22 protein-coding genes, 1 tRNA gene and 1 pseudogene are annotated in these 21,223 nt (G+C 60.9%); 9 read left to right on the forward strand and 15 right to left on the reverse strand.

The genetic code is table 11. The features are described 5' to 3' along the window. Window positions 1-19: 19 nt before the first annotated feature. The 3 genes from gpt to AMK00_RS08880 all read right to left on the reverse strand — a co-directional run bounded on the left by gpt (window position 20) and on the right by AMK00_RS08880 (window position 2,422). Complete coding sequence (gene gpt, locus AMK00_RS08870) at window positions 20-514, reverse strand: xanthine phosphoribosyltransferase (RefSeq protein WP_064810155.1); 495 nt, start codon at window positions 512-514, stop codon at window positions 20-22. A 197-nt stretch (window positions 515-711) separates the two neighbouring features. After that, on the reverse strand, window positions 712-1,554 hold the full coding sequence (locus tag AMK00_RS08875) for a universal stress protein (RefSeq protein ID WP_064802013.1): 843 nt from the start codon (window positions 1,552-1,554) through the stop codon (window positions 712-714). Between the two features lie 91 nt (window positions 1,555-1,645). Beyond that, window positions 1,646-2,422, reverse strand: coding sequence for a competence/damage-inducible protein A (locus AMK00_RS08880; protein WP_064810156.1), 777 nt, complete (start codon window positions 2,420-2,422; stop codon window positions 1,646-1,648). Between the two features lie 253 nt (window positions 2,423-2,675). On the opposite strand from AMK00_RS08880, the pseudogene AMK00_RS31850 reads away from it, so the two are divergent. Continuing rightward, window positions 2,676-2,826, forward strand: a pseudogene (locus AMK00_RS31850) (flavodoxin domain-containing protein); the annotation flags it as partial. 218 nt (window positions 2,827-3,044) lie between these two features. After that, window positions 3,045-3,130 (forward strand) — tRNA-Leu (locus AMK00_RS08885). Window positions 3,131-3,521: 391 nt separating this feature from the next. Here the strand turns inward: AMK00_RS08885 and AMK00_RS08890 are convergent. Then, a complete protein-coding gene (locus AMK00_RS08890) occupies window positions 3,522-3,896 on the reverse strand; it encodes a VanZ family protein (protein WP_064802017.1) in 375 nt (124 codons plus the stop codon). Window positions 3,897-4,074: 178 nt separating this feature from the next. Here AMK00_RS08890 and ilvA point away from each other — a divergent pair, with 178 nt between their 5' ends. The 3 genes from ilvA (at window position 4,075) to AMK00_RS08905 (ending at window position 7,195) form a co-directional block, all read left to right on the forward strand. Further along, complete coding sequence (gene ilvA / locus AMK00_RS08895) at window positions 4,075-5,325, forward strand: threonine ammonia-lyase (protein ID WP_064810157.1); 1,251 nt, start codon at window positions 4,075-4,077, stop codon at window positions 5,323-5,325. A 37-nt stretch (window positions 5,326-5,362) separates the two neighbouring features. Continuing rightward, a complete protein-coding gene (locus AMK00_RS08900) occupies window positions 5,363-5,689 on the forward strand; it encodes an HlyU family transcriptional regulator (protein WP_064802021.1) in 327 nt (108 codons plus the stop codon). Window positions 5,690-5,923: 234 nt separating this feature from the next. After that, window positions 5,924-7,195, forward strand: a complete 1,272-nt coding sequence (locus AMK00_RS08905; RefSeq protein ID WP_189637631.1) for a GGDEF domain-containing protein — start codon at window positions 5,924-5,926, stop codon at window positions 7,193-7,195. 204 nt (window positions 7,196-7,399) lie between these two features. Here the strand turns inward: AMK00_RS08905 and AMK00_RS08910 are convergent, their stop codons facing one another. Then, window positions 7,400-8,176, reverse strand: a complete 777-nt coding sequence (locus AMK00_RS08910; protein WP_064810158.1) for an SDR family oxidoreductase — start codon at window positions 8,174-8,176, stop codon at window positions 7,400-7,402. A gap of 106 nt (window positions 8,177-8,282) precedes the next feature. Here AMK00_RS08910 and AMK00_RS08915 point away from each other — a divergent pair, with 106 nt between their 5' ends. After that, on the forward strand, window positions 8,283-8,858 hold the full coding sequence (locus AMK00_RS08915) for a TetR/AcrR family transcriptional regulator (protein ID WP_064810159.1): 576 nt from the start codon (window positions 8,283-8,285) through the stop codon (window positions 8,856-8,858). A gap of 48 nt (window positions 8,859-8,906) precedes the next feature. Here the strand turns inward: AMK00_RS08915 and AMK00_RS08920 are convergent, their stop codons facing one another. After that, on the reverse strand, window positions 8,907-9,521 hold the full coding sequence (locus AMK00_RS08920) for an FMN-dependent NADH-azoreductase (protein ID WP_064810160.1): 615 nt from the start codon (window positions 9,519-9,521) through the stop codon (window positions 8,907-8,909). A 139-nt stretch (window positions 9,522-9,660) separates the two neighbouring features. Between AMK00_RS08920 and AMK00_RS08925 the strand changes: the two genes are divergently transcribed. Continuing rightward, a complete protein-coding gene (locus AMK00_RS08925) occupies window positions 9,661-10,629 on the forward strand; it encodes a LysR family transcriptional regulator (RefSeq protein WP_064810161.1) in 969 nt (322 codons plus the stop codon). Window positions 10,630-10,670: 41 nt separating this feature from the next. On the opposite strand, the gene AMK00_RS08930 is transcribed toward AMK00_RS08925, so the two are convergent. From AMK00_RS08930 to AMK00_RS08945, 4 genes are all read right to left on the reverse strand, one after another. Further along, window positions 10,671-12,659, reverse strand: a complete 1,989-nt coding sequence (locus AMK00_RS08930) for a bifunctional 2',3'-cyclic-nucleotide 2'-phosphodiesterase/3'-nucleotidase (RefSeq protein ID WP_064810162.1) — start codon at window positions 12,657-12,659, stop codon at window positions 10,671-10,673. 286 nt (window positions 12,660-12,945) lie between these two features. Further along, entirely contained in the window at window positions 12,946-13,347 is a 402-nt protein-coding gene (locus AMK00_RS08935) for a PilZ domain-containing protein (RefSeq protein ID WP_064802033.1), read from the reverse strand. A 155-nt stretch (window positions 13,348-13,502) separates the two neighbouring features. Further along, window positions 13,503-14,414: a DMT family transporter gene (locus AMK00_RS08940; RefSeq protein WP_064810163.1), complete on the reverse strand. Its 912-nt coding sequence runs from the start codon at window positions 14,412-14,414 to the stop codon at window positions 13,503-13,505. A gap of 72 nt (window positions 14,415-14,486) precedes the next feature. Beyond that, window positions 14,487-14,948, reverse strand: coding sequence for an Lrp/AsnC family transcriptional regulator (locus AMK00_RS08945; protein ID WP_064802037.1), 462 nt, complete (start codon window positions 14,946-14,948; stop codon window positions 14,487-14,489). Between the two features lie 157 nt (window positions 14,949-15,105). On the opposite strand from AMK00_RS08945, the gene ald reads away from it, so the two are divergent. Beyond that, window positions 15,106-16,224: an alanine dehydrogenase gene (ald, locus tag AMK00_RS08950; protein ID WP_064802039.1), complete on the forward strand. Its 1,119-nt coding sequence runs from the start codon at window positions 15,106-15,108 to the stop codon at window positions 16,222-16,224. Window positions 16,225-16,240: 16 nt separating this feature from the next. Here the strand turns inward: ald and AMK00_RS08955 are convergent, their stop codons facing one another. From AMK00_RS08955 to AMK00_RS08975, 5 genes are all read right to left on the reverse strand, one after another. Next, window positions 16,241-16,750, reverse strand: coding sequence for a DUF1203 domain-containing protein (locus AMK00_RS08955; RefSeq protein WP_064810164.1), 510 nt, complete (start codon window positions 16,748-16,750; stop codon window positions 16,241-16,243). A 346-nt stretch (window positions 16,751-17,096) separates the two neighbouring features. Beyond that, complete coding sequence (locus AMK00_RS08960) at window positions 17,097-17,657, reverse strand: GNAT family N-acetyltransferase (RefSeq protein WP_064802042.1); 561 nt, start codon at window positions 17,655-17,657, stop codon at window positions 17,097-17,099. Window positions 17,658-17,662: 5 nt separating this feature from the next. Continuing rightward, window positions 17,663-18,532, reverse strand: a complete 870-nt coding sequence (gene sseA, locus AMK00_RS08965) for a 3-mercaptopyruvate sulfurtransferase (protein ID WP_064802044.1) — start codon at window positions 18,530-18,532, stop codon at window positions 17,663-17,665. A 15-nt stretch (window positions 18,533-18,547) separates the two neighbouring features. Next, window positions 18,548-19,285, reverse strand: coding sequence for an alanyl-tRNA editing protein (locus tag AMK00_RS08970; protein ID WP_064802046.1), 738 nt, complete (start codon window positions 19,283-19,285; stop codon window positions 18,548-18,550). A gap of 6 nt (window positions 19,286-19,291) precedes the next feature. Further along, entirely contained in the window at window positions 19,292-20,329 is a 1,038-nt protein-coding gene (locus AMK00_RS08975) for a cysteine synthase A (RefSeq protein ID WP_064810165.1), read from the reverse strand. Window positions 20,330-20,568: 239 nt separating this feature from the next. Between AMK00_RS08975 and AMK00_RS08980 the strand changes: the two genes are divergently transcribed. Next, entirely contained in the window at window positions 20,569-21,213 is a 645-nt protein-coding gene (locus AMK00_RS08980) for a ChrR family anti-sigma-E factor (protein ID WP_064810166.1), read from the forward strand. The last annotated feature ends 10 nt before the right edge of the window (window positions 21,214-21,223 follow it).

Below are 21,223 nucleotides of genomic sequence, written 5' to 3' on the forward strand. Positions count from 1 at the left end.
CACTGCGGATTTGCGGCGATCAACGCGCGCCCTTGGCGATTGGTTCCTGGTAGGTGAACCCCATGTCCCAGGGGAAATAGATCCAGGTGTCCTGGCTGACCTCGGTGATGAAGGTATCGACGGTCGGCACACCCTTCGGCTTGGCGTAGACGCAGGCGAAATGCGCCTTCGGCAGCATGGTGCGCACCTGCGCGGCTGTTTTGCCGGTATCCGTCAGATCGTCGACGACGAGCACGCCTTCGCCGCCGTTTTCGGCAAGCTCGGGCGCAATTCCCTTGAGCAGCACCATGTCGCCCTGGTTCACATAGTCATGATAGGAGGCGATGCAGACGGTTTCGATCAGGCGGATATTCAGCTCGCGCGAGATGATTGCGGCCGGAACAAGGCCGCCGCGGGTGATGCAGACGATCGCCTTGAAGGCCTGATCGAGGCCGGCAAGCCGCCAGGCAAGGGCACGCGCATCGCGGTGGAATTGATCCCAGGAAACGGGAAAGGCTTTATCGGGAAGGGACATTGGGGCTGCTCCGCGGCATGAATAGAGACGAAACGCCGTTCACCGGCGACCGGACGGCTTCAGCGGCAAAACGCAAATCGCGCAGCCGGAACTGCGCGAGATCGCACGTGCTACTGCGCGAGGCGTGGCCGGGGCTGGAAGCCTTCATCGGTCGCAGCAATTAGCGGGATTTGCCGGTAAAACGCAAGAGCAGCCGCTCATCGCGACAACAGGGTCAGCGCCGTCATCGATTGCAGCAGGCTCTTCGTCGTGCCGCCGAAGATCGCCTGCCAGAGCCGGGAATGGGTATAGGCGCCCATGACGAGAAGATCGATGCTGCTGTCCGACAGCCGGTTTTCGATCACATGCGAGGCATTCCTGTCGACGCTGTGGCCCGTCGCAAGCGTCGTCTTCACGCCATGGCGGGCAAGTGCGGCCGCGATCTCGGCGCCTGATGTGAGCGGCGATTGCAGGGTGGTATCGGCCGGGTCGACCGAAAAAATCTCCACCTCCTCGGCCGCTTTCAGGAAGGGCAGCGCATCGAAGGTCGCGCGCGCCGCCTCCTTCGAGCCGTTCCAGGCGATCAGCACGCGCTTGATCGGCTTCGGCTGGCGGATAACGTAAGGGATCATCAGCACCGGTCGCCCGGTCTCGAAGAGGAAGCTGTCGACGTCGACATGGCTGTCGGAGGGATTGGCCGGGTCGGCCTGCGATGCGATCAAAAGATCGGCGCTGCGAGCGCTTTCGATCAGCGGTGCGGAACCGTAGCCGGTGGAGGTGGTAAAGCTGCGCCATTCCGAGGAGGCGCCGGCGGCCTGCGCTTTCGCCTGAAAGATGCGTTCCACGGCGACCGTTTCACCATGCGCCATATCCTGCAGCGCCTGGACGGCCACCGGATCGGGAATTTCCATCGGTGCCACCAGCGGCACGGCCGATATGGTTTCGGCATGCAGGCCGATCACGTGTGCACCGCTTTCCGCGGCAATGGCGAAGGCGAAATCGGCAACGGCGGCGCTATTGTCCGCCGTATCGAGAATGGCGAGAATGGTTTTGTAGGACATATCAATTCTCCTTGCGCTGAAATGACGGGCGCGAGGGACGGAATGCACCGGACCGTTCTCCCGTTCCTTGACGGGGATCAAGTCCGGCTCCTCAGGCCTCGGCGGAATGGTTTTCTGCGATCTCCTTGTTCCGGCGGATGGCGTCGATCAACGCATGGACCTCGGCGCCGGCTGCATCGATTGCCGGTTGCGAGCGGCCGCGCACGACGATCTCGGTCGAGAATTTCTGGCCGATATAACGCGGATAGGAACCGATGCTGGTATCCGGATGCGCTTTCTGGATTGCGCCAAGCGGCGTGCCGATATCACCCTCGCCATAAGGGCAGGCGATGGCGAGCGAGAGCACCGGCGTGCCGGTTCGAAGCGTCGGCAGCACATTGTCGACCATCGCCTGAAAGACCTGCGGCACGCCGGCCATGACATAGACGTTGCCGATGATGAAACCCGGCGCCGTCGACACCGGATTGGGGATATGGACGGCACCCCGCGGCATGCGGGCCATACGCTGGCGCGCCTCGGTGAATTCCATCTCGCGGCGACGGTACATATCGGCCAGCAGGGTCATTGCCGCTTCGTCATATTCGCAGGGCAGACCGAAGGCCTTGGCGATCGCATCGGCGGTGATGTCGTCATGCGTCGGCCCGATACCCCCCGAGGTGAAGACGTAATCATATCGGGCGCGAAGCGCATTCAGCGCCTCGACGATCACCTCCTCGTCGTCGGCGACGATTCGCACTTCCTTGAGATCGATGCCGGAGAGCGTGAGCAGATCGGCGAGGTGGCCGATGTTCTTGTCCTTGGTGCGGCCGGAAAGGAGTTCGTCGCCGATGGCGAGCATGGCGGCGGTGACGACGATGTCATGGCTCATGGGATGTTCCGTGATGTGAGGCTGGTCAATAGGTAGCGTCCTTGGGCCGCTTTGCAAACACGCGCGCGTGGTGCCGAAAAGCGTCAGCGGTTTTCGGACGATATCATGCTCGTTAGCACCGGCCGATGCGTCACTTTCGCGCCAAATCGGGGACGTTGAACACTGAGTTCTCCCGCGCAGGGCTGCCTTCGCCTTGGGCGCTGGTAGAAATCCGCCGGTTACGAAATTCCCGGTGTTTCAAGGAAAATGGAAGATGGCGAAAGTTCTCGTTCTTTAATTACTCGGCCTACGGCCATATCGAAACCATGGCCTATGCCGTTGCTGAAGGCGCGAGGTCGGCTGGTGCCGACGTCACCGTCAAGCGCATCCCGGAACTGGTTCCGGAAGAGGTCGCCAAGGCTTCCTTGATCTCGATGCGTAAACGATGAAGGCGCGATGGGCGTGAGCCCGCCGTGCCTTTTCCAGTTTCTCGGGCCAGACGAAACGAGCGGCGCTGACGCTCGATTTCTCGTTGATATGCCTGCTCATTCATTCCGTGGCGGCTGCCGGCAGAGCCGATATTATTTTTACGCCCTACGGCTCTTCCCATCGCCCATGACGCAAGATATTGAAAACGCCGCAAGCGGGCGTGGCGAAACTGGTAGACGCAAGGGACTTAAAATCCCTCGGCCTTAGGCTATACGGGTTCGATCCCCGTCGCCCGCACCAGCCTACGCTCTCTGTGCTTCGGCTCGGCGAGCCGAAGAGAGCAGCCAAGCGAAGGCAGTCGCGCCGTAGTTCTGTTGGGAACGAAGGCGGACTGGTTCGATAATGCTCCGGTTAGCTGCAACAATCTTCATAATCGTGTTTGAATATGCCTGTATATTGCGCGCAGAAGCGCGTTATTGCTTGACAATGACATTTTCGGTGCAAGGATTGCGCCGCGGCGAGTAAGTGTTGTCTTCTGGGAGTAAGACGATGGTTTACGATTGGAGCGGGACCAGGGTTCGGCGCGTCCGGATATTCAAGACGAGCGTCGCACTTGTTCTTGCAACTGTTGTGGCTGCGATACCGCTGTTTTTCTGGGCATTGGATTTGCCGGGTTTCTGATCCGCAATAATCAGCGTTCTGCGAAAGGCAGGCCGTTTGGAGCTCTGCTCTCGCGCCATCTGTTGATCACCCAGCCGGCGACGAGGCCGAGAGCGGCGCCCATGGCCTTGATGCCCGCATCATGCAGGCGCGGATGGCGGGTCGGCGAGAAATACTGCAGATATTCGATGCCAACTGCCCCAATGATCAGCAGCACGGCCACCAGTTTCCACTGTTTCGGATAGGCGAGCGCAAAGGCGAGGCCGAGAAGAACATAGGCGGCGCCGCGGTCCGTATCGACCGTCGTGACCGTATCCGGTCTCAGCCCGATCGGCGAAACCGTGACAAAGAGGATGAAGGCGAGCAGCAGCCAGGCGAGCGGTCTTGCGAATTTGAAGATCATCATCGCTCCATATAAGTGGCAAGCCTTTCCATTGACAGTTAAAATCAGTTCATCTGCCGCCGATTTTGCGATTGGCTTAAGAAAGGCTCTATGGGCTGAGCCGGCCGGTCAGTGAATCCTTTCCTTTGGCCGCCGGCCTGTGCCATAGCGGCGGTACCAATCATGAGAATGGACCACGCCCGTGACGAGACTTGAAGTCGAAAGCGCCGAAGAGGCAATGCGTAGCTTCTTTCCGGCAACGCCGCTGCAGCTCAATGATCATCTCTCGGCCCGCTACGGCGCCGACATCTGGCTGAAGCGCGAGGATCTGTCGCCGGTGCGCTCCTATAAGATCCGCGGCGCCTTCAATTTTTTCCGCAAGGCGATCGGGCAGGGGGCGGCCGGCAAGACCTTCGTCTGCGCCTCGGCCGGCAACCATGCCCAGGGCTTTGCCTATGTCTGCCGTCATTTCGGCGTGCCGGGCGTCGTCTTCATGCCGGTGACGACGCCGCAGCAGAAAATCGACAAGACCCGCATGTTCGGTGCGCAATTCATCACCATCCGGCTGTTCGGCGACTTTTTCGATCAGTGCTATCAGGCGGCGCGCGAGCATGTCGAGGCAGTCGGCGGCGTCATGGTGCCACCCTTCGACCATGCCGATATCATCGAGGGGCAGGCGACGGTCGCTGCCGAGATCATGCAGCAGCTGCCTGAGGGAACGGTGCCCGATATGGTGGTTCTGCCGGTCGGCGGCGGCGGACTGGCCGCCGGCATCACCGGTTATCTCGACGGCGTCGTGCCGAAATCGTCCTTTGTCTTCGCCGAACCGTCCGGCGCGCCGAGCCTCAGACGCAGCATCGAGGCAGGCAAGGTGACGACGCTTGCTAAGGTCGACAACTTCGTCGACGGCGCAGCGGTCGCCCGCATCGGCGATCTGAATTTCGCCGCTCTTCGCGATTTTCCGGCAAGCCAAGTGCAACTGATGCCGGAAAACGCCATCTGCGTCACCATCCAGGAGATGCTGAACGTCGAGGGCGTCGTGCTGGAGCCGGCCGGCGCCTTGTCGCTGACGGCAATCGCCGCGATGGATCGGCAGGCGATCCGCGGCAAGACCATCGTCGCCGTCGTCTCCGGCGGCAATTTCGACTTCGAGCGCCTGCCTGACGTAAAGGAAAGAGCCATGCGTTACGCAGGGCTGAAGAAATACTTCATCCTGCGGCTTGCCCAACGTCCCGGGGCGCTCAGGGATTTCCTCAATCTGCTCGGACCCGACGACGACATCGCCCGCTTCGAATATCTGAAAAAATCGGCGCGCAACTTCGGCTCGATCCTGATCGGCATCGAAACCAAGGCGCCCGAGAATTTCGCCCGGCTGATTGCAAATTTCGAAGCCTCCGGCATGGGTTACGAGGATATCACCGAAAACGAGATCCTCGCTAACCTGATCATTTGACTTGGCGATCGTAAGGCCGCCGTGCTAGAGACACGACATGGCTTCATTCATTTCCAATCTTTTTTCGATGTTCTCCGGCGGGGCCAAACCGGCCTCGCAGGCGGCAGGCCCGTCCGGCGAGCCGCAGCTTTACGGCGATTGCACGATCTATGCGGAGCCGCGGAAGGAAGGCAGCCAGTATCGCCTTGCCGGCCGCATTGAAAAGAAGGTCGGCGACGAGGTGCTGGTGCGCAGTTTCATCCGCGCCGATATGTTTTCCTCCTCCGACGACGCAATCGAATGCACGGTGCGCAAGGCGCAGCAGATTATCGATCAGCATGGGTCGTCACTCTTCAGTGATGGCGAGAAGATCCGTCAGGTCTGAAGTCGGAATCCAGTCCCGTTCGGCGATTGCCTTTCAATCGTATGTCGTCGGTTCTGATTCCGGTCAGGTGATCTTGCACACGCAATCTTAAAGGATTGCGGCGAAAGCTATCGTTTGCAGGATTTGCGGGGCCGCTTTTGTGCTTCAATTTTTCAGACGATCGATCAAAGGATCCGCTGTCGTGATCGCAGTGCCCGCCCGGCCGCGAAGACGCCTGCCGGACGTCTCGGTGCCGTGATGGAGGCACTCAACCTCGCGCTCTTCGTCGTCGAAGCCATCGCCTATTTCGTGCTGATGGTGACGCTTCTGCATTTCCGCCATCGGCTCGGCCTCGGGGTTTTCTTGACGGCGCTCGGCGTCATGCATTTCATGGAGACCTACCTAGCGGCGGTCTTTTACGTCTCGCTGCCGTTCGGCGATGTGTCCCCGGGCTCATCCGTCTTCTTCTCCGGCAAGCTGATGATGATCCTGATGCTGTATCTGTGGGAGGATGCCGCGACGGTGCGCCAGCCGATCTACGGCTTGTTTCTCGGCAATCTGCTTACCGTGGGCATCGCCTGGGTGCTGCAGTTGCATCAGCCGCTACAGCTGTCGTCGAACAACACGCCCGACGTCGATTTCCTGAAGGAGATGGGCTGGCTGATGATCTGGGGCACGGCGCTGCTCTACGTCGATTCGCTCGGCATCATCCTGCTCTACGAAAAACTCGGCGATTTCTTCCGCAGGCGTGTCGTCCTGCGTTTCGTGATCTCCGGCTTTGTGCTGCTGACTTTCGATCAGGTCGGCTTCTTCGCCGCGCTGCACTATTTCCTCGATGTTCCGGTCGCCGTATTCTGGGGTGGCTGGAAGGCGAAGATGCTCTCCGTCTGCCTCTATGGGGCGATGTTTGCCGTCTATGAATATCGGATCCGCCGCCTTGGCGCCGACGCCGCCGCGCGCTCCATCAGCGACATCTTCGGTGATCTCACCTTTCGCGAACGCTATAACGACCTCCTGGAGCGCACCGGCCGCGATATGCTCACTGGCGTCTATGACCGTACGCGCATGGAACTCGAAGCGCCGCTGATGCTACGCGAGGCCTTGAGGCAGGGGCTGTTTGCCACCGTCCTCATTATCGACGCCGATCACTTCAAGGATGTCAACGATGGTCACGGCCATCTTCAGGGCGACGAGGTGCTGAAGGCGATCGCCGCTCGGCTCGGCACGACGCTGCGGTCCAGCGACCGCATCTTCCGCTTCGGCGGGGAGGAATTCGTCGCCGTCTGCCCCGGCACAAGCCATGAGGAGGGGCTGCTGCTTGCCGATCGCCTGCGCTGGACGATCGAGACCAGCGTCAAAACGCCGGATGACAAGCCGGTGACGGTCAGCATCGGCGTTGCCACAGCTGACGAGGACGGCATCAGCTTTACGACGGTGCTCACCGCCGCCGACGGCAGGCTCTACGCGGCAAAGAAAAGCGGCCGCAACTGCGTCGTCGGCCGCTCCGGCATGGTGCAACCGAGTTAGGTGGCTGATAGTGTCGATCACCGTAGCAGGATGGCCGGTGTTCGCGATGGTGCGACAATCGCAACATGTTCCTTCGAGCCTGTGGTTTTTGGCATCCTTAATGTGCTCACCGCGCCATGCGTAAGAGTTGGGACAATGTAACCGTAGCAAGGCTGGCTGCGCAGGGACGTGGGGCTGGGCAAGTTTTGCCAGCCCCCACTGCAGTCAGGCGGCGCGGAAGATCTTGGCGCCGGATGGCGCGCCCGTCATGCCGCCATCGACGGTGATTTCGATGCCGGTGACGTTGGCGGAATCATCCGAGGCGAGATAGAGCGCCGCCTTGGCGATTTCGTCGGCTTCGCTCATGCGGCCGAGCGGGCTCAGGCCGCCCATCCGAGCTTCGAGCGCCGACATCGCATCTTCCGTTGGCGCCATCGGCGACCAGATCGGCGTCTTCGTGCCGCCTGGTGTCACCTGGTTGACGCGGATGCCGCGCGGCGCAAGTTCCGACGCCATATTGCGCGTCATGGCGCGCACCGCCGCCTTGGTCGCCGCATAGGCCGACCAGCCGGGAGCGCCGAGCACGGCATGCACCGAACCGTTGAGAACAACCGAGCTGCCGTCGCTGAGATGCGGCAGGGCCGATTGCACGGTGAAGAAGACCGCCGTCAGATTGGTGCTGATGATTCGATTGAACTGCTCCGGCGACGTGTCACCGAGTGGTGTTGCGCCGCCGATGCCGGCGTTGGCGAAGACGATGTCGAACTTTCCGACCTTCGCGGCAGCTTCCGCAAAAGCCTTCTCGGTGGCGGCGGCATCGGTGACATCGACCTTCAGCGCCAGCACACCGCTCCCAAGCGCCTTTTCGGCAGCGGCAAGCGTTTCCGGGTTGCGGCCGGTGATCACCACCTTGGCACCCTCGTCGATGAAGACTTTGGCGGTCGCAAGACCGATACCGCTGTTTCCGCCGGTGATCAAGGCGACCTTGTTTCTTAGACGCATGATTCATGCTCCTCTTGGAAATGGCAACGATCTGGATTATGATCGTTATCTATAAGGATTATGATTGTAATCCATGGGAGTCAACAGACAATTCGATGAGGTTCCGATGGGGCGTTCGCAGCTGGAAAAACAGAAGACGCATGAGAAGATCGTCGAGACCGCATCCAGGCGTCTGCGCGAAGCGGGCCTCGACGGTATCGGCGTTGCCGACCTGATGAAGGAGGCCGGGCTGACCGTCGGCGGCTTCTACAAGCACTTCGCCTCCCGTGACGATCTGGTCGCCGAGGCGATCCAGTCGGCTTTCGATTCATGGGGACGCAAGCTGGAGGCCGAGGGGATCAACCCGGTGGAGATGACGGCTGCCGATATCGCCGAGCGTTATGTCAGCACCTGTCACCGCGACAATCCCGGCGACGGCTGCCCTTTTGCCGCGCTGACCTCCGATATATCGCGCAGCGGCGAGAAGGCGCGAGCGATCGCGACGGACGGACTGAGGCGCAATTTCCAGGGATTGGCGAGCAAGGCCGCGGGAGCGGATAAAGGGGAAAGACGGCGCAAGGCAATCATGGCCTTCGCGATGATGGCCGGTGGCGTCGGCCTTGCCAGGATTTCCTCCGATGAGGCGCTGTCGGCCGAAATCCTGGAGACGGTCCGGGATTTTGTCGGCGGTATCGACAAATGACAAACGGCCGGCGAAGGCCGGCCGTCCCATCGAATATTGAAGAACCGATCAGGCAGCGAGAGCGATTTCCTCGACGCGCGACTTGGCGGCCTCGATGGCCTTTTCGGCAGCTTCCGGACCGAAAGCCAGGCCCTCGACATAGATGGTCTCGATATCGGTGATGCCGAGGAAGCCGAGAACCGATTTCAGGTAAGGCACGGCATGGTTCAGGGGAGCGGCCGGGCCCTGCGAATAGACGCCGCCGGAGGTGAGCACAACATAAACCTTCTTACCGGTGAGCAGGCCGACCGGGCCGCTTTCCGTGTACTTGAAGGTCACGCCGGCGCGAGCGACGTTGTCGATCCAGGTCTTCAGCGACGAGTAGATGTTGAAGTTGATGAGGCCGGTGCTGATGACGATGGTGTCGGCGGCAAAAAGTTCGCTGACGAGTTCGTCCGACGTCTTGATGGCGGCAATTTCTTCGGCCGTGCGGGCTTCCGCCGGCTTGCGGATGGCGCCGGTGAACAGGTCATCGATATGCGGCAGCGGGTTGGCGGCAAGGTCGCGGCGGACGACGACGCTGCCCGGCTTCTGGTTCTTCAGCTTTTCGGCGAGATCGACGGCGATCGGAGTCGAGAGCGACTCGGCGCGCGGGCTGGACGTCAGAAGAAGGATGGACGACATGCTGCATTTCCTTTCGAATTGGATTAGACGGCTCGTTGCTGGGAGGTGAGCCGCGGTGTCGAGGAGGAAAATAAGTCTGGCTCGCTATCGAAAAAACGGTGATAATGTCGATCGAAATTATCGATGGAATGGATGGAAGATGCTTCCGAACCCGACTTTAGACCAGTTGCAGGTGTTTTTGACCGTTGCCGAAACCGGCAGCTTTTCGGCCGCATCGCGCGCGCTGAACCGGGCGCAGTCGGTCGTCAGCTATACGATCGCCAATCTGGAAGCGCAGCTTGAAATGCCGCTTTTCGAGCGCTCCGGCGCGCGCCAGCCGAAGCTGACGGAGGCGGGCAAGGCGATGCTCGAGGATGCGCGTCGCATTCTCGGCGACCTGCAGGTCATGCGCGCGCGCGTCAAGAGCCTGAGGGAGGGCCTCGAAGCTGAGGTTTCCGTCGCCATCAGCGTCATGGTGCCCTCACGAGCCGTTGTGGACGTGTTGCACGAATTCAGGGAGAGGTTCCCGTCCGTCTCGTTAAATCTCAATGTCGGCGAGCTCGGAATGGTGATGGATCTGGTTTTGAACGGCAAGGCAACGATCGGCATCGGCGGCGCCGTCCTGAAGCAGGATGATTCGATCATCACGGAGCGGATCGGCCATTCCTTCATGCTGCCCGTTGCCGCACCCGACCACGCGCTTGCCCGCCTCAATCGGCCGCTTACGCTGGCCGACGTGCGGGAGGAAGTGCAGCTTGTCGTTACCGACGCCTCAGGCCGCACGAAGGGGCGCGATTTCAACGTTCTCTCCTACAAGACCTGGCGCGTCAGCGATATCGCCACGAAGCATCAGCTTATCAAGGCCGGTCTTGGCTGGGGAGGTCTTCCCGCTCCCGTAATGCATGATGACTTGCGCAGCGGCGCACTGGTCCATCTCGATCTCGATGCCTATGAACAGGGCGAGTATGCTATCTACTCGATGCGCCAAATCGCCAACCCTCCCGGACCGGCTGCCAGCTGGATGATCGAGGCGTTCCGCACGCGGCTTTCCCATTGTCCGAACCAGGCCGATTTCCATGCCGAGATGGCGGAGCTGCGGGACACCGCTCCGCCGCTCGCGGCCGAATGACTAAGGCGCTATGCCGCGCCTTAGTCGGCATCTCATTCCGCTTAAAGCACTAGCCTGAACTTCGAGAAGCCGTCGGCACCGTCGCCGGCCTCCTCGATCTTGACGCTCTTGACCGCAGCGAGGAATTGCTTCGCCTTCGGGCCGCTTTCGAAAGTCGCCGTCGTGCCCGGCAGCGGTTTGAAGGTCCAGTTCGCATCGGCCGACGGATTGATCGTGCCCTGGTCGTGGACGTAGCGGACGATGACGTCGCGGTTGGTGTCCGGCGCCTGGAAGATCACCTTGTCCGCTGCAATCTCCGGGAAACTGCCGCCGCCGCCGGCGCGGTAATTGTTGGTGACGACGACGAACTTCTGAGTCGGATCGATTGGCTTGCCATCAAAGGCGAGGTTCTGGATGCGGTTGGCGTCCGGATTGATCGCCTTGCCGGAGGAATCATATTTCGGCGGCTGCGACAGGTCGATCTGATAGGTCACGCCGTCGATGACGTCGAAATTATAGGATGGGAAGTCGTTGTTGAGCAGCGGCGCGTCCTTCGAGCCGGCTTCGATGTGATTGAACATGCCGGCCGACATTTCGAGCCAGTTCTTCACCTGCGCGCCGGTGATGGCGACAGCCTGCACCGTGTTCGGATAGAGGTAGAGGTCGGCGACGTTCTTGATGGCGATATCGCCGGCCGGAACGTCGGTATAATAATCCGCGCCGCCGCGACCGCCGGCCTTGAAGGGAGCCGCAGCTGAAAGCACCGGCAGATCCTTGAATTCGGTGTCGGCGAGCATCTGCTTGATATACCAGGTCTGGGCCTGGCTGACGACCTGCACGGAAGGATCGTCGGCGACCAGCGCGAAATAGGAATAGAGCGGCGCGGAGGTCTTGCCGACGGGCGTGCGGACATAGGCGAGCGTCGCCTCATGCTCTGATTTGGCGGCCTCGATCACCTCTTTCTTGTCGGCGTAATCGGCGACTACTTTCTTCTTGTCGTCGCGATGATAGATCGGCCGGGCTTCCGAGGTGAAATCGACGATCTGCCAGCTGTTGCCGTCCTTTTCGAGCAGCAGGTCGATAAGGCCGAGATGCGAGCCCCAGAAGCCTGCCATCACAGCCGGCTTGCCATGCAGTGTGCCCTTGACCGGGTCGGCATTGGCGACGCCGTCCCAGCTCTTCGGGCCGGGGAAGACGAGATGCTGGTGACCGGTGAAGATCGCGTCGATCCCCTCGACGGCGGCCAGATGCAGTGAGGCGTTTTCCATTTTTTCGGACGGCGCGCTGCCGTCGATGCCGGAATGGGAGAGTGCGATGACGATATCGGCGCCGGCCTCCTTCATCGCGGGGACCCAGGCCTTGGCGGCCTCGACGATATCTCGCGTCTGCGCCTTGCCCTCGAGGTTCTTGATATCCCAGAGCATGATCTGCGGCGGCACGAAGCCGATGAAGCCGATCTTGACCGGGCTTTCCTTGCCGGCGCCGTCCTTGATCTGCTTTTCGACAATGACGTAAGGCTTGAAGAAAAGGTCGTCCTGCTTCGGGTTCGAGGCGAGCTGGCCTTTGGTCAGGTTGGCGCAGACGAAGGGGAAGTTGGCGCCCGACAGCACCTTGAACATGAAGTCGAGGCCGTAATTGAACTCGTGATTCCCGAGCGTGCCGACAGTATAGCCGAGCGTGTTCATCGCCTTTATCACGGGATGGACGTCACCGTCCTTCATGCCGTGCTGATAGGCCATGTAGTCGCCCATCGGATTGCCCTGCAGCACGTCGCCATTGTCGATCAGCAGCGAGTTGACGGCTTCCGCACGGATATTGTCGATGATCGTCCCGGTGCGCGCCAGACCCATCGTGTCGTTCGGCTTGTCGGCATAATAGTCATAGGGGAAAACGTTGACGTGAATGTCCGTCGTTTCCATCAGCCGGAGATGCGCCTGGTTGGCGCTGGCACGCGCACTGAATGGGTGCAGCAGCACCAGGGCGGAGGTGGCGGCAAGGCCGCCAAGTAGGGAACGACGGCTCATCAGGCCGACATCGAAAATGGAAGACATGGAAGCTCTCCTTCAAAGATCATGCATCGTCCGGCCCCTCAGCATTAGGACGATTTGGCGAGGAGTACACTGCGAAAATGACAGGACGGAAACAATCCGTGGCAACGGCGAAATGGTTTAAAACGCAACTTATAGCGAGATCTTCCGACCGAATCCCTCGGGGAAGGGCGCGAGCAGGGTCGTCATTGGAAAGGGTCAAAGATTTCGGGCGCACCGCGCCCGGTGTGGTCGACAAAGCGCAGGCCTTTACGGCCGCGATGTGCCTCGGCGCAAAAGCGGTGCGGCCTTACGATTTCAGCGTTGACGTCGCCAAATGAGGCGGGCGGTCGCCGCTGGTCGCGGCTCTCAGCTGACGAACCGCCAGCACCGGCCGTATTTCCTTATGGAAAAAGCGGAAATAGGAGGCGACCTGTGCCCGCGCATTCGAATTCACATCGAACTGCACGCCGATGCGGCCATTGTGCTTCCAGCGGATGATGCCTTCGAGCAGTCCGATATTTTCGGCTTCGATGCGCACCTTGCTGCCGGAAGCGGCATGGAGTGGCGTCTTCGTCTCCAGGGCGGCGCCGGTCACCGACAGGTTGAGAATGCGGACATCCACTTGGCTGTTCAGATATTTGACGCTGCCGAAGACACGGCAGTTTTGCCGGTCGGCCTTTCTCGCCGTGATTTTCAAGTTGCGGGTCATACTGTCTCCCTCGGATACAGTCGGAGAGCATACCGCCCGAAAATTGAAATGGTTTTAGTGGCTTGGCTAAAATTGCAATGAAACTGTCGGTTGGCGTTACTGCATGTCGCCGAGATGCGCGCAGCGATTCTGGAAAGCCAATGGTGTACCGCCGGCTAGCGCAGGTCGCCTGAATCAAATGCGGCGCCACGGGCGGCGGCCGTTCTGCGCGCCACCACATGTTCGCGCCAGACAGTGAAGATGCCGGCGGCGACCACGATCACCGAGCCGACGATCGTGTTGAGACTGAGCGTTTCGCCATAGATCGTCACGCCGATGATCGAAGCGTAGACGAGGGACAGATAGGTCAGCGGCTGAACGGCGGCCGCATCGAGACTATCATAGGCGCGGATCAAGAAATAGTGGCTGGAAATGCTGGTCACGCAGACCAGCGCCATCCAGCCCCAGTCGCCTGATGACATCCAGCTCCAGTAGAACGGCCCGATCAGCGTCATCGCGACGGCGCCGACGACACCGGTATAGAAGAAGCTGGTCGTCGAAGAATCGTCGCGGCTGACGAGCCGTGTGGCGATGACGTAGAAGGCGAAATTGAAGCAGGAAGCGACGGCGAGAAGCAGCTTCAGGTCGAAAAAATCACCTTCCGGTTTCAGGATCAGCAGCACTCCGAAAAGCCCGGCGCCGATTGCCGCCCATCGCCGCCATCCGACTCGCTCGCCGAGGATCGGCATTGCCAGCAGTGCGATCAGGATTGGCGTCGCGGAGAAGATCGCCTGTGAACGGGCAAGGCCGATCACGGCAAAACAGGTGATGGCCAGAACCACCTGAACCGCAAGCAGCAAGCCGCGCGCCACCTGCAAGGCGGGTCGTTTGGTGCGGGCCGTCGCCTTGAGACCGCCGCGCATCTTCGAAGCGAGAATGACTGTGAAAAGCCCGAAGGCCCAGTAGCGGATCATCGTCACGAAGATCGGCGGATAGGTGGATGCCAGGTGTTTGGAGATGGCGTCCTGCAACGAAAAGATGGTGAGCGCCAGCAGGGCGAAAATATAACCGTGGGTCTTCGATTTCATGACATGCCAATAAGCGGGAGATGCCCGCGCGCGCCGAAAGTCTGGTCAGGCATTCGGAAAATAAGCAAGGCCTCAAAGCCCCACATTCGGCCTGTCGATGATTTCTCTGAGCGCGAAACTCGAATTGATCTTGACCACATGGGGGAGGGCCGACAGCCAGTCGCGATGGATGCGCTCATAGTCTTCGAGGTCACGGGCGGCGACCCTCAGGATGTAGTCGTATTCGCCCGACATCAGGTAGCAGACGAGCACGTTGGGGCAGAGCTTCACCGCCGACTCGAACTCCGCCAGCGTCTTGGCGAACTGGCCTGAGAGTGAAATATGCACGATGGCGATCATCTTGTAGTCGAGCGCCTTGTGCGAAAGCCGCGCATGGTAGCCGTCGATGACGCCGCTTCTTTCAAGAATGTCGAGCCGGCGCGAACAGGCCGAAGGGGAAAGCCCGATCCTCTCGGCGAGCTCAGCATTGGTGATGCGGGCATCGGCCTGCAAAACCTTCAGAATCGCAAGATCGATGGTGTCGAGATCGGCCATTCGAAGAACCTTCGAAGATAAGAGTTGAAGACGCAATAATCACCGAAAAACCGCGTCTGCGCAAACCGTCTTTGCAAGGACATTTCGCAGCCTTGGTGGTTGGATCGGTCGCAGAGGAGATCCGCGATCGCGGAGACAAAAGAGAGAGGAACGCGAAATGCGTGTCGGTTGCCCGAAGGAAATCAAAAATCATGAATATCGCGTCGGCCTAACGCCTGCTTCGGTGCGCGAATATGTGGCGCATGGCCACGAGGTCTGGGTCGAGACCAAGGCGGGCGCCGGCATCGGTGCCGATGATGCCGCCTATGCCGCGGCTGGCGCGAAGATCGCCGCCTCCGCCAAGGATATTTTCGAAAAGTGCGACATGGTCGTCAAGGTCAAGGAGCCGCAGCCCTCCGAATGGGCGCAGCTTCGCGATGGTCAGCTGCTCTACACCTATCTGCATCTGGCGCCCGATCCCGACCAGACCAAGGGTCTTCTCGCCTCCGGCGTCACCGCAATCGCCTATGAGACGGTGACCGACGAGCGCGGCGGCCTGCCGCTGCTGGCGCCGATGTCCGAAGTCGCCGGGCGCCTGTCTATTCAGGCCGGAGCGACAGCCTTGCAGAAGGCCAATGGCGGTCTCGGTGTCCTGCTCGGGGGCGTGCCCGGCGTGCTGCCGGCCAAGGTCGCAGTCATCGGCGGCGGCGTCGTCGGCCTGCATGCCGCCAGAATGGCCGCCGGACTCGGCGCCGATGTCAGCGTCCTCGACAAATCCCTGCCGCGCCTGCGTCAGCTCGACGACATCTTCGCTGGCCGTGTCCACACGCGTTATTCCAGCATCCAGGCATTGGAGGAGGAAGTCTTTTCGGCCGACCTCGTCATCGGCGCCGTGCTCATCCCCGGGGCGGCTGCCCCGAAGCTCGTCACGCGCGAAATGCTGTCCGGCATGAAAAGGGGCTCCGTTATCGTCGACGTCGCCATCGACCAGGGCGGTTGCTTCGAGACCTCGCATGCGACGACCCATTCCGATCCGACCTACGAAGTGGACGGCGTCGTGCATTACTGCGTCGCCAACATGCCGGGCGCTGTGCCCGTCACCTCGGCGCACGCGCTGAACAACGCCACGCTGGTCCATGGGCTGGCGCTCGCCGATCGCGGCCTGCGCGCCATTGCCGAAGACAAGCACCTGAGAAACGGCCTCAATGTGCATAAGGGCCGCATCACCAGCAAGCCGGTCGCCGAAGCCCTCGGCTACGAAGCCTTCGCGCCGGAGAGTGTACTGAACGTAGCGTAAGCTGCCTGACTCCGGGTTAGGTAAGGGCGCCGGTCTCCGCAAGGGCCGGCGTTCGTACCTTCTCGATCCGGCACTGGAAGCAGTTGTTGCGCGCCGAGCGCACATGCACGTAGGCAATCTCCGACCGGGCCAGCAATGTCTCGGCATAGGCCGGTATATTGGCGATATCAGTCACCGCGCCGGTGCCGTAGACGATGCGGTCGTTCTCGCCATAGCCGCGGACGATGAAGTCCGGACTCGTCGTCAGCACCGGCGGCAGAATCTCTTCGGCGCTGTAACGCCGGCAAGGCTGCTTGTGCAGGAAAATCGGCCCGGTCTCGGCATAGGGCTGCAGTTCCGGGAAGGGCCGGTAAGCGAAAACCAGAAACTCGTCGCCCTCTTCGATATTCTGCAGGCAATGGCGGCAAGGATTGCCGTCACCGTCTGATGTCATTGTCTCGGGCAGGTTATCATAGGCGTCGCGGCCGCCGTTCCAGAGGACTCTGGCATCGGCAGTCGGCATGGCGGCAAAACGAATGGCGGTCATGGCAGATCTCCTTTGTGATCGCCATGAAATTGCGCCCGCACCACCGTCCAAGCCACCCGTTTCTTGCGTGTTGCCACTTGGTCCGGCTCATCAAACAATTGATGGGAGTTTGCACCTTTCCTCCTTCATTCCTGTGCTCGTCACAGGAATCCAGTGCGCCCAAGTCCTTGGGTGCGATAGACTCTTCCCTTGAAGTGTTGCTTCATTCACGGCGCAGACGCGCCGTGGCTGGATTCCTGTCACGGGCACAGGAATGAGAGAGGAGAGGTGGGGCATTCACTACATAGCCTGGGTAACTGAGATGGTCAGCACGCAAAGAGATGCACCAGAACAGCAACCCAAATCATCAGCCCTTCCGCGCGATCTCCAGCAGTTCCTTGTCGCTGAGCGGCCGGACGATGCCGGTGCCGGTCGAGACCGGGGAGAAGCCGTACATCTGATAGAGCTGCAACGCGCGCGGATGGTCGAGATTATTGGTGGTTGTGGTGACGCGCTTCGGATCGAGCGCCCAAATGGCATAGAGCGCCTGCAGCAGAAACCATTTGCCGATGCCGAGCCCGAGCGCATGTTCGATCAGGCCGAAATGGCTGAGTTCGATCGTCTCCTCGTCTTCGCAGAAATATTCGTAGAAGCCGGCCGGTGCGCCGTTCACGTAGAGGACACTGATATTGTTGCGCTTGTCGTTCAGCATTTCTGCCAGTTGCTCGTCGCTCATCCGCAGCCGGTCCACCCATTGCCAGCGCGCGCCCACCTGTCGGTAGAGATAGCGGTAGAAGGGCAGCGGTATGCCAGGCGCACGCATGATCGCCGTCTGGATATTGACGGGCACCGGCATGCTGGCCTTCGGCGGCGCCGTCATTTCAAGACGGGTGATATGCGCTTTGAGAGAAGCGGGCGTCTTTCCCATGGCGGTCAGGCTTTGACCGGCGTCGGTGGACCGGTGACAACAGGCGTATCGTCACGGCTGCCCCATTCGCTCCATGAACCGTCATAAAGCTTGTTGTCGTGGTGGCCGAGGGATTCCAGCGCCAGCGTGATGATCGCGGCCGTGATGCCCGATCCGCAGGAGGTGACGACCGGCTTGGAGAGATCGATCCCGGCATCTTCGATCGTCTGCCTGAGTTCGGGCAGCGACTTGAACCGACCCTGGTTGGCGAAGACACCGGAGGGCAGGCTTCGGGCGCCGGGCATATGGCCGGAGCGCATGCCGGCACGCGGCTCGGGTTCGGTAGCGGCGAAGCGGCCGGCGCTGCGGGCATCGGCGATCTGCATCGCGCCGCTCGAGACAATGTCGCGCATGGTATCCAGCGTCACGACGCGGCTGTCGTCGAAGTCAGGCGTAAATGTCGCCGGGGCATAGTTGGGGGCCGCTGTTTCGAGCGGACGGCCCTCGGCCTTCCAGCCGTCGAGACCGCCGTCGAGGACGAAGACGTTCTTGGCCCCCATCACCCGGAACAGCCACCAGACGCGGGGCGAGGCAAACAGGCCGATACCGTCATAGACGACGATGCGATCGTTCTCGCTGATGCCGAGCTTGCCGACTTCGGCGGCGAAGTAATCGGGCGAGGGGATCGTGTGCGGCAGCGCCGTCGAGTGGTCGGCGATCTTGTCCTGATCGAAGCGGATGGCCCCGGGGATATGGCCGGCCGCATATTCGGCATCGGCGTCACGCTTCTGCGCCGGCAGGTAGAAGGAGGCGTCCAGCACGCGCAGGTCCGGCTTGCCGAGCTCGGCCTGCAGCCATTCGGCCGAAACGACGAAGCGGCTCTTGCTCTCAGTCATTATGGTCTCCCCTTGTCAGGCTTCTTCGCCGGGCGTGCCGAAGCGGATGCGGAAGCGCCGGTTCTCCTTGCCCTTCTTTTCAATCTTGGCGATATGGATCTGACCGACTTCCTGCGTCTCCGAGACATGTGTGCCGCCGCAGGGCTGGCTGTCAATCGAGGAGTTCTCGCCGATACAGACGAGGCTGACCCGACCGAGCCCCACCGGCGGGCGCACGTTCTTCGACTTGACGATATCAGGATTTGCCGCAAGCTCGTCGTCGGTGATCCATTGCAGATAGACCGGGTGGTTCTGGCCGACCAGTTCCATCAGCTTGGCCGTGACCTCGTCCTTGTCGATCGTCTCGCTCATGTCGAAGTCGACGCGGCTTTCTTCCTCGCCGACCGCCGCCCCGGTGATTGGATAGGAGCAGATGACCGACAGCAGGTGGCAGGCCGTGTGCATACGCATCAGCCGGTAGCGACGCGGCCAGTCGACATGCAGCACCAGCGTCTCGCCAACCTCCGGCCGCGGCTCGTTTTCGAGCGGCACGTGGATGATGACATCCTTGCCGGCGCCGTGTTTCGTCTGGCCGAGTGCTATCTTGGTGCCGTCGGCGCGTTCAAGCTGGCCGGTGTCACCGGGCTGGCCACCCGATGTGGCATAAAAGCAGGTCTGGTTGAGCTCGATGCCCCCGTCATCGTGAACGGCAGTGACGACCGCCTCGCACGTGGAGAGATAGAAGTCGTCGCGATAGAGGGCATTGACGCGCATGAGGTCTCACACGGGCTCGTAGGGAACGTCTATGTCGGACGAACCAATCATCCAGCCCGGAACGGGCAGTCCCTTCGACCGCAGAAAATCCGGATTGAAGAGCTTCGATTGGTAGCGGTTGCCGTAGTCGCAGAGGATTGTCACCACCGTGTGACCAGGCCCGAGATCCCGGGCGAGATTAACCGCGCCGGCAATGTTGATCGCGGTCGAGCCGCCGAGGCACAGCCCCTCGTTTTCGACGAGGTCGAAAAGATAAGGAAGAGCTTCGGCATCGGAAATTCGATAGGCATAATCGGGCGTGAAACCCTCGAGATTGGCAGTGATGCGACCTTGGCCGATGCCTTCGGTGATCGAGGATCCCTCGGATTTCAGTGCACCGTTCTGATAGAACTCATAGAGCGCGGCGCCGTCGGGATCGGCAATGCCGATCTTGACGTCCGGCTTGAAGGCCTTGAGGCCGGCCGCCACACCCGCCAGCGTGCCGCCGGAGCCGACGGAGCAGATAAAGCCGTCGATCTTGCCGGCGGTATCGTTCCAGATTTCCGGCGCCGTCGTTTCGACATGCGCCTGCCGGTTGGCGACGTTGTCGAACTGGTTTGCCCAGATCGCCCCGTTCGGTTCGCTCTTCGCCATTTGTTCGGCGAGACGCCCGGACACCTTCACATAGTTGTTCGGGTTCTTGTAGGGAACGGCCGGCACTTCGACGAGTTCGGCGCCGAGCAGTTTCAGCGCGTCCTTCTTTTCCTGGCTCTGCGTTTCCGGAATGACGATGACGGTGCGGTAGCCGAGCGCCTTGGCGACCAGCGTCAGCCCGATGCCGGTATTGCCGGCCGTGCCTTCGACGATGACGCCGCCGGGCCGAAGCAGCCCCTTCCGCTCCGCATCGCGGATGATGTAGAGCGCGGCACGGTCCTTGACCGACTGGCCGGGATTCAGGAACTCGGCCTTGCCGAGAATGGTGCAGCCGGTTGCCGCGGAGGCGCCCTTGAGTTTGATCAGGGGCGTATTGCCGATTGCTTCGAGGACGGAGGGATGGAAGGTCATGGAATCTGCCTCTTTCGAACTCTTACTTTAGGAACGGTCTTTTCCCTTCACAAGGCTGTGTTGGCAAGAAATGCTATTCCATGCCCCTGGCGGTCACGATAAAATTTCGCTTTCCTTGCCCGATATGGCGCGCGACCGCGATCCCACCGTGCCGCGGTGATCCGAAGATTGACTTTCCCCGTACGGATGATGAAAAGCGAAAACGGAACACGGGCAGTGGGGCGTGGCCGAAAACCGACATGTTTCACGAGCAGATCGACACGATTGACGCATTGATGGCGCACTATGTCGCCGGCTCCCTGCCCGAGCCGGCTCGCGTGCTCATACGCTCCCATCTGGAAATGAAGCTGGACAATCGCAGCCTGGTGAACGCCCTAGAGCTGCTGGCCGGAGAGGCGCTGGAAAACACGCCGGAAGCCGCCATTGCCGACCGAAAGCAGCGCCTTGCGGCAATCTTCTCCTCCATTTCTCCCGATTCTGAGCCGCAGGCCGCCAGGAGACCCGAAACTGCTCTGTTCCCCCGGGCATTGCGCGCTCTTATCGGCTTCGAGGTCGAGGACGTCCCCTGGCGCAGGCGGCTGCCCGGATTTAAGGAATATTCGCTCGACATGGACGGCTGCGAGGTCCGTCTGATGTGGATCCGCCCTGGTCGCGCTTTGCCGGCGCACACTCATAAAGGCGTGGAGCTGATCCTCGTTCTCGACGGGGCTTTCAACGATGCGCGCGGCCATTTCGGCCCCGGCGACATTTCGATTGCCGACGAAACTGTCGATCACCGGCCGGTTGCCGAGAAGGACAGGCCTTGCATTGCCTTCGCCATTTCGGACGGACCGATCCGACTGACCGGGTCCTTTCGTCAGATGATCGGCGACCTGATCGGCTGAAAGCAGCCAC

The organism is Rhizobium sp. N621, assembly GCF_001664325.1.
Classification (GTDB): domain Bacteria; phylum Pseudomonadota; class Alphaproteobacteria; order Rhizobiales; family Rhizobiaceae; genus Rhizobium; species Rhizobium esperanzae.

Coding starts and splice junctions, on each gene's coding strand:
- gpt (WP_064810155.1), bottom strand. CDS start 514: ATGTCCCTTCCCGATAAAGCCTTTCCCGTTTCCTGGGATCAATTCCAC.
- AMK00_RS08875 (WP_064802013.1), bottom strand. CDS start 1,554: ATGTCCTACAAAACCATTCTCGCCATTCTCGATACGGCGGACAATAGC.
- AMK00_RS08880 (WP_064810156.1), bottom strand. CDS start 2,422: ATGAGCCATGACATCGTCGTCACCGCCGCCATGCTCGCCATCGGCGAC.
- AMK00_RS08890 (WP_064802017.1), bottom strand. CDS start 3,896: ATGATGATCTTCAAATTCGCAAGACCGCTCGCCTGGCTGCTGCTCGCC.
- AMK00_RS08900 (WP_064802021.1), top strand. CDS start 5,363: ATGGCTTCATTCATTTCCAATCTTTTTTCGATGTTCTCCGGCGGGGCC.
- AMK00_RS08910 (WP_064810158.1), bottom strand. CDS start 8,176: ATGCGTCTAAGAAACAAGGTCGCCTTGATCACCGGCGGAAACAGCGGT.
- AMK00_RS08915 (WP_064810159.1), top strand. CDS start 8,283: ATGGGGCGTTCGCAGCTGGAAAAACAGAAGACGCATGAGAAGATCGTC.
- AMK00_RS08920 (WP_064810160.1), bottom strand. CDS start 9,521: ATGTCGTCCATCCTTCTTCTGACGTCCAGCCCGCGCGCCGAGTCGCTC.
- AMK00_RS08925 (WP_064810161.1), top strand. CDS start 9,661: ATGCTTCCGAACCCGACTTTAGACCAGTTGCAGGTGTTTTTGACCGTT.
- AMK00_RS08930 (WP_064810162.1), bottom strand. CDS start 12,659: ATGTCTTCCATTTTCGATGTCGGCCTGATGAGCCGTCGTTCCCTACTT.
- AMK00_RS08935 (WP_064802033.1), bottom strand. CDS start 13,347: ATGACCCGCAACTTGAAAATCACGGCGAGAAAGGCCGACCGGCAAAAC.
- AMK00_RS08940 (WP_064810163.1), bottom strand. CDS start 14,414: ATGAAATCGAAGACCCACGGTTATATTTTCGCCCTGCTGGCGCTCACC.
- AMK00_RS08945 (WP_064802037.1), bottom strand. CDS start 14,948: ATGGCCGATCTCGACACCATCGATCTTGCGATTCTGAAGGTTTTGCAG.
- ald (WP_064802039.1), top strand. CDS start 15,106: ATGCGTGTCGGTTGCCCGAAGGAAATCAAAAATCATGAATATCGCGTC.
- AMK00_RS08955 (WP_064810164.1), bottom strand. CDS start 16,750: ATGACCGCCATTCGTTTTGCCGCCATGCCGACTGCCGATGCCAGAGTC.
- AMK00_RS08960 (WP_064802042.1), bottom strand. CDS start 17,657: ATGGGAAAGACGCCCGCTTCTCTCAAAGCGCATATCACCCGTCTTGAA.
- sseA (WP_064802044.1), bottom strand. CDS start 18,532: ATGACTGAGAGCAAGAGCCGCTTCGTCGTTTCGGCCGAATGGCTGCAG.
- AMK00_RS08970 (WP_064802046.1), bottom strand. CDS start 19,285: ATGCGCGTCAATGCCCTCTATCGCGACGACTTCTATCTCTCCACGTGC.
- AMK00_RS08975 (WP_064810165.1), bottom strand. CDS start 20,329: ATGACCTTCCATCCCTCCGTCCTCGAAGCAATCGGCAATACGCCCCTG.
- AMK00_RS08980 (WP_064810166.1), top strand. CDS start 20,569: ATGTTTCACGAGCAGATCGACACGATTGACGCATTGATGGCGCACTAT.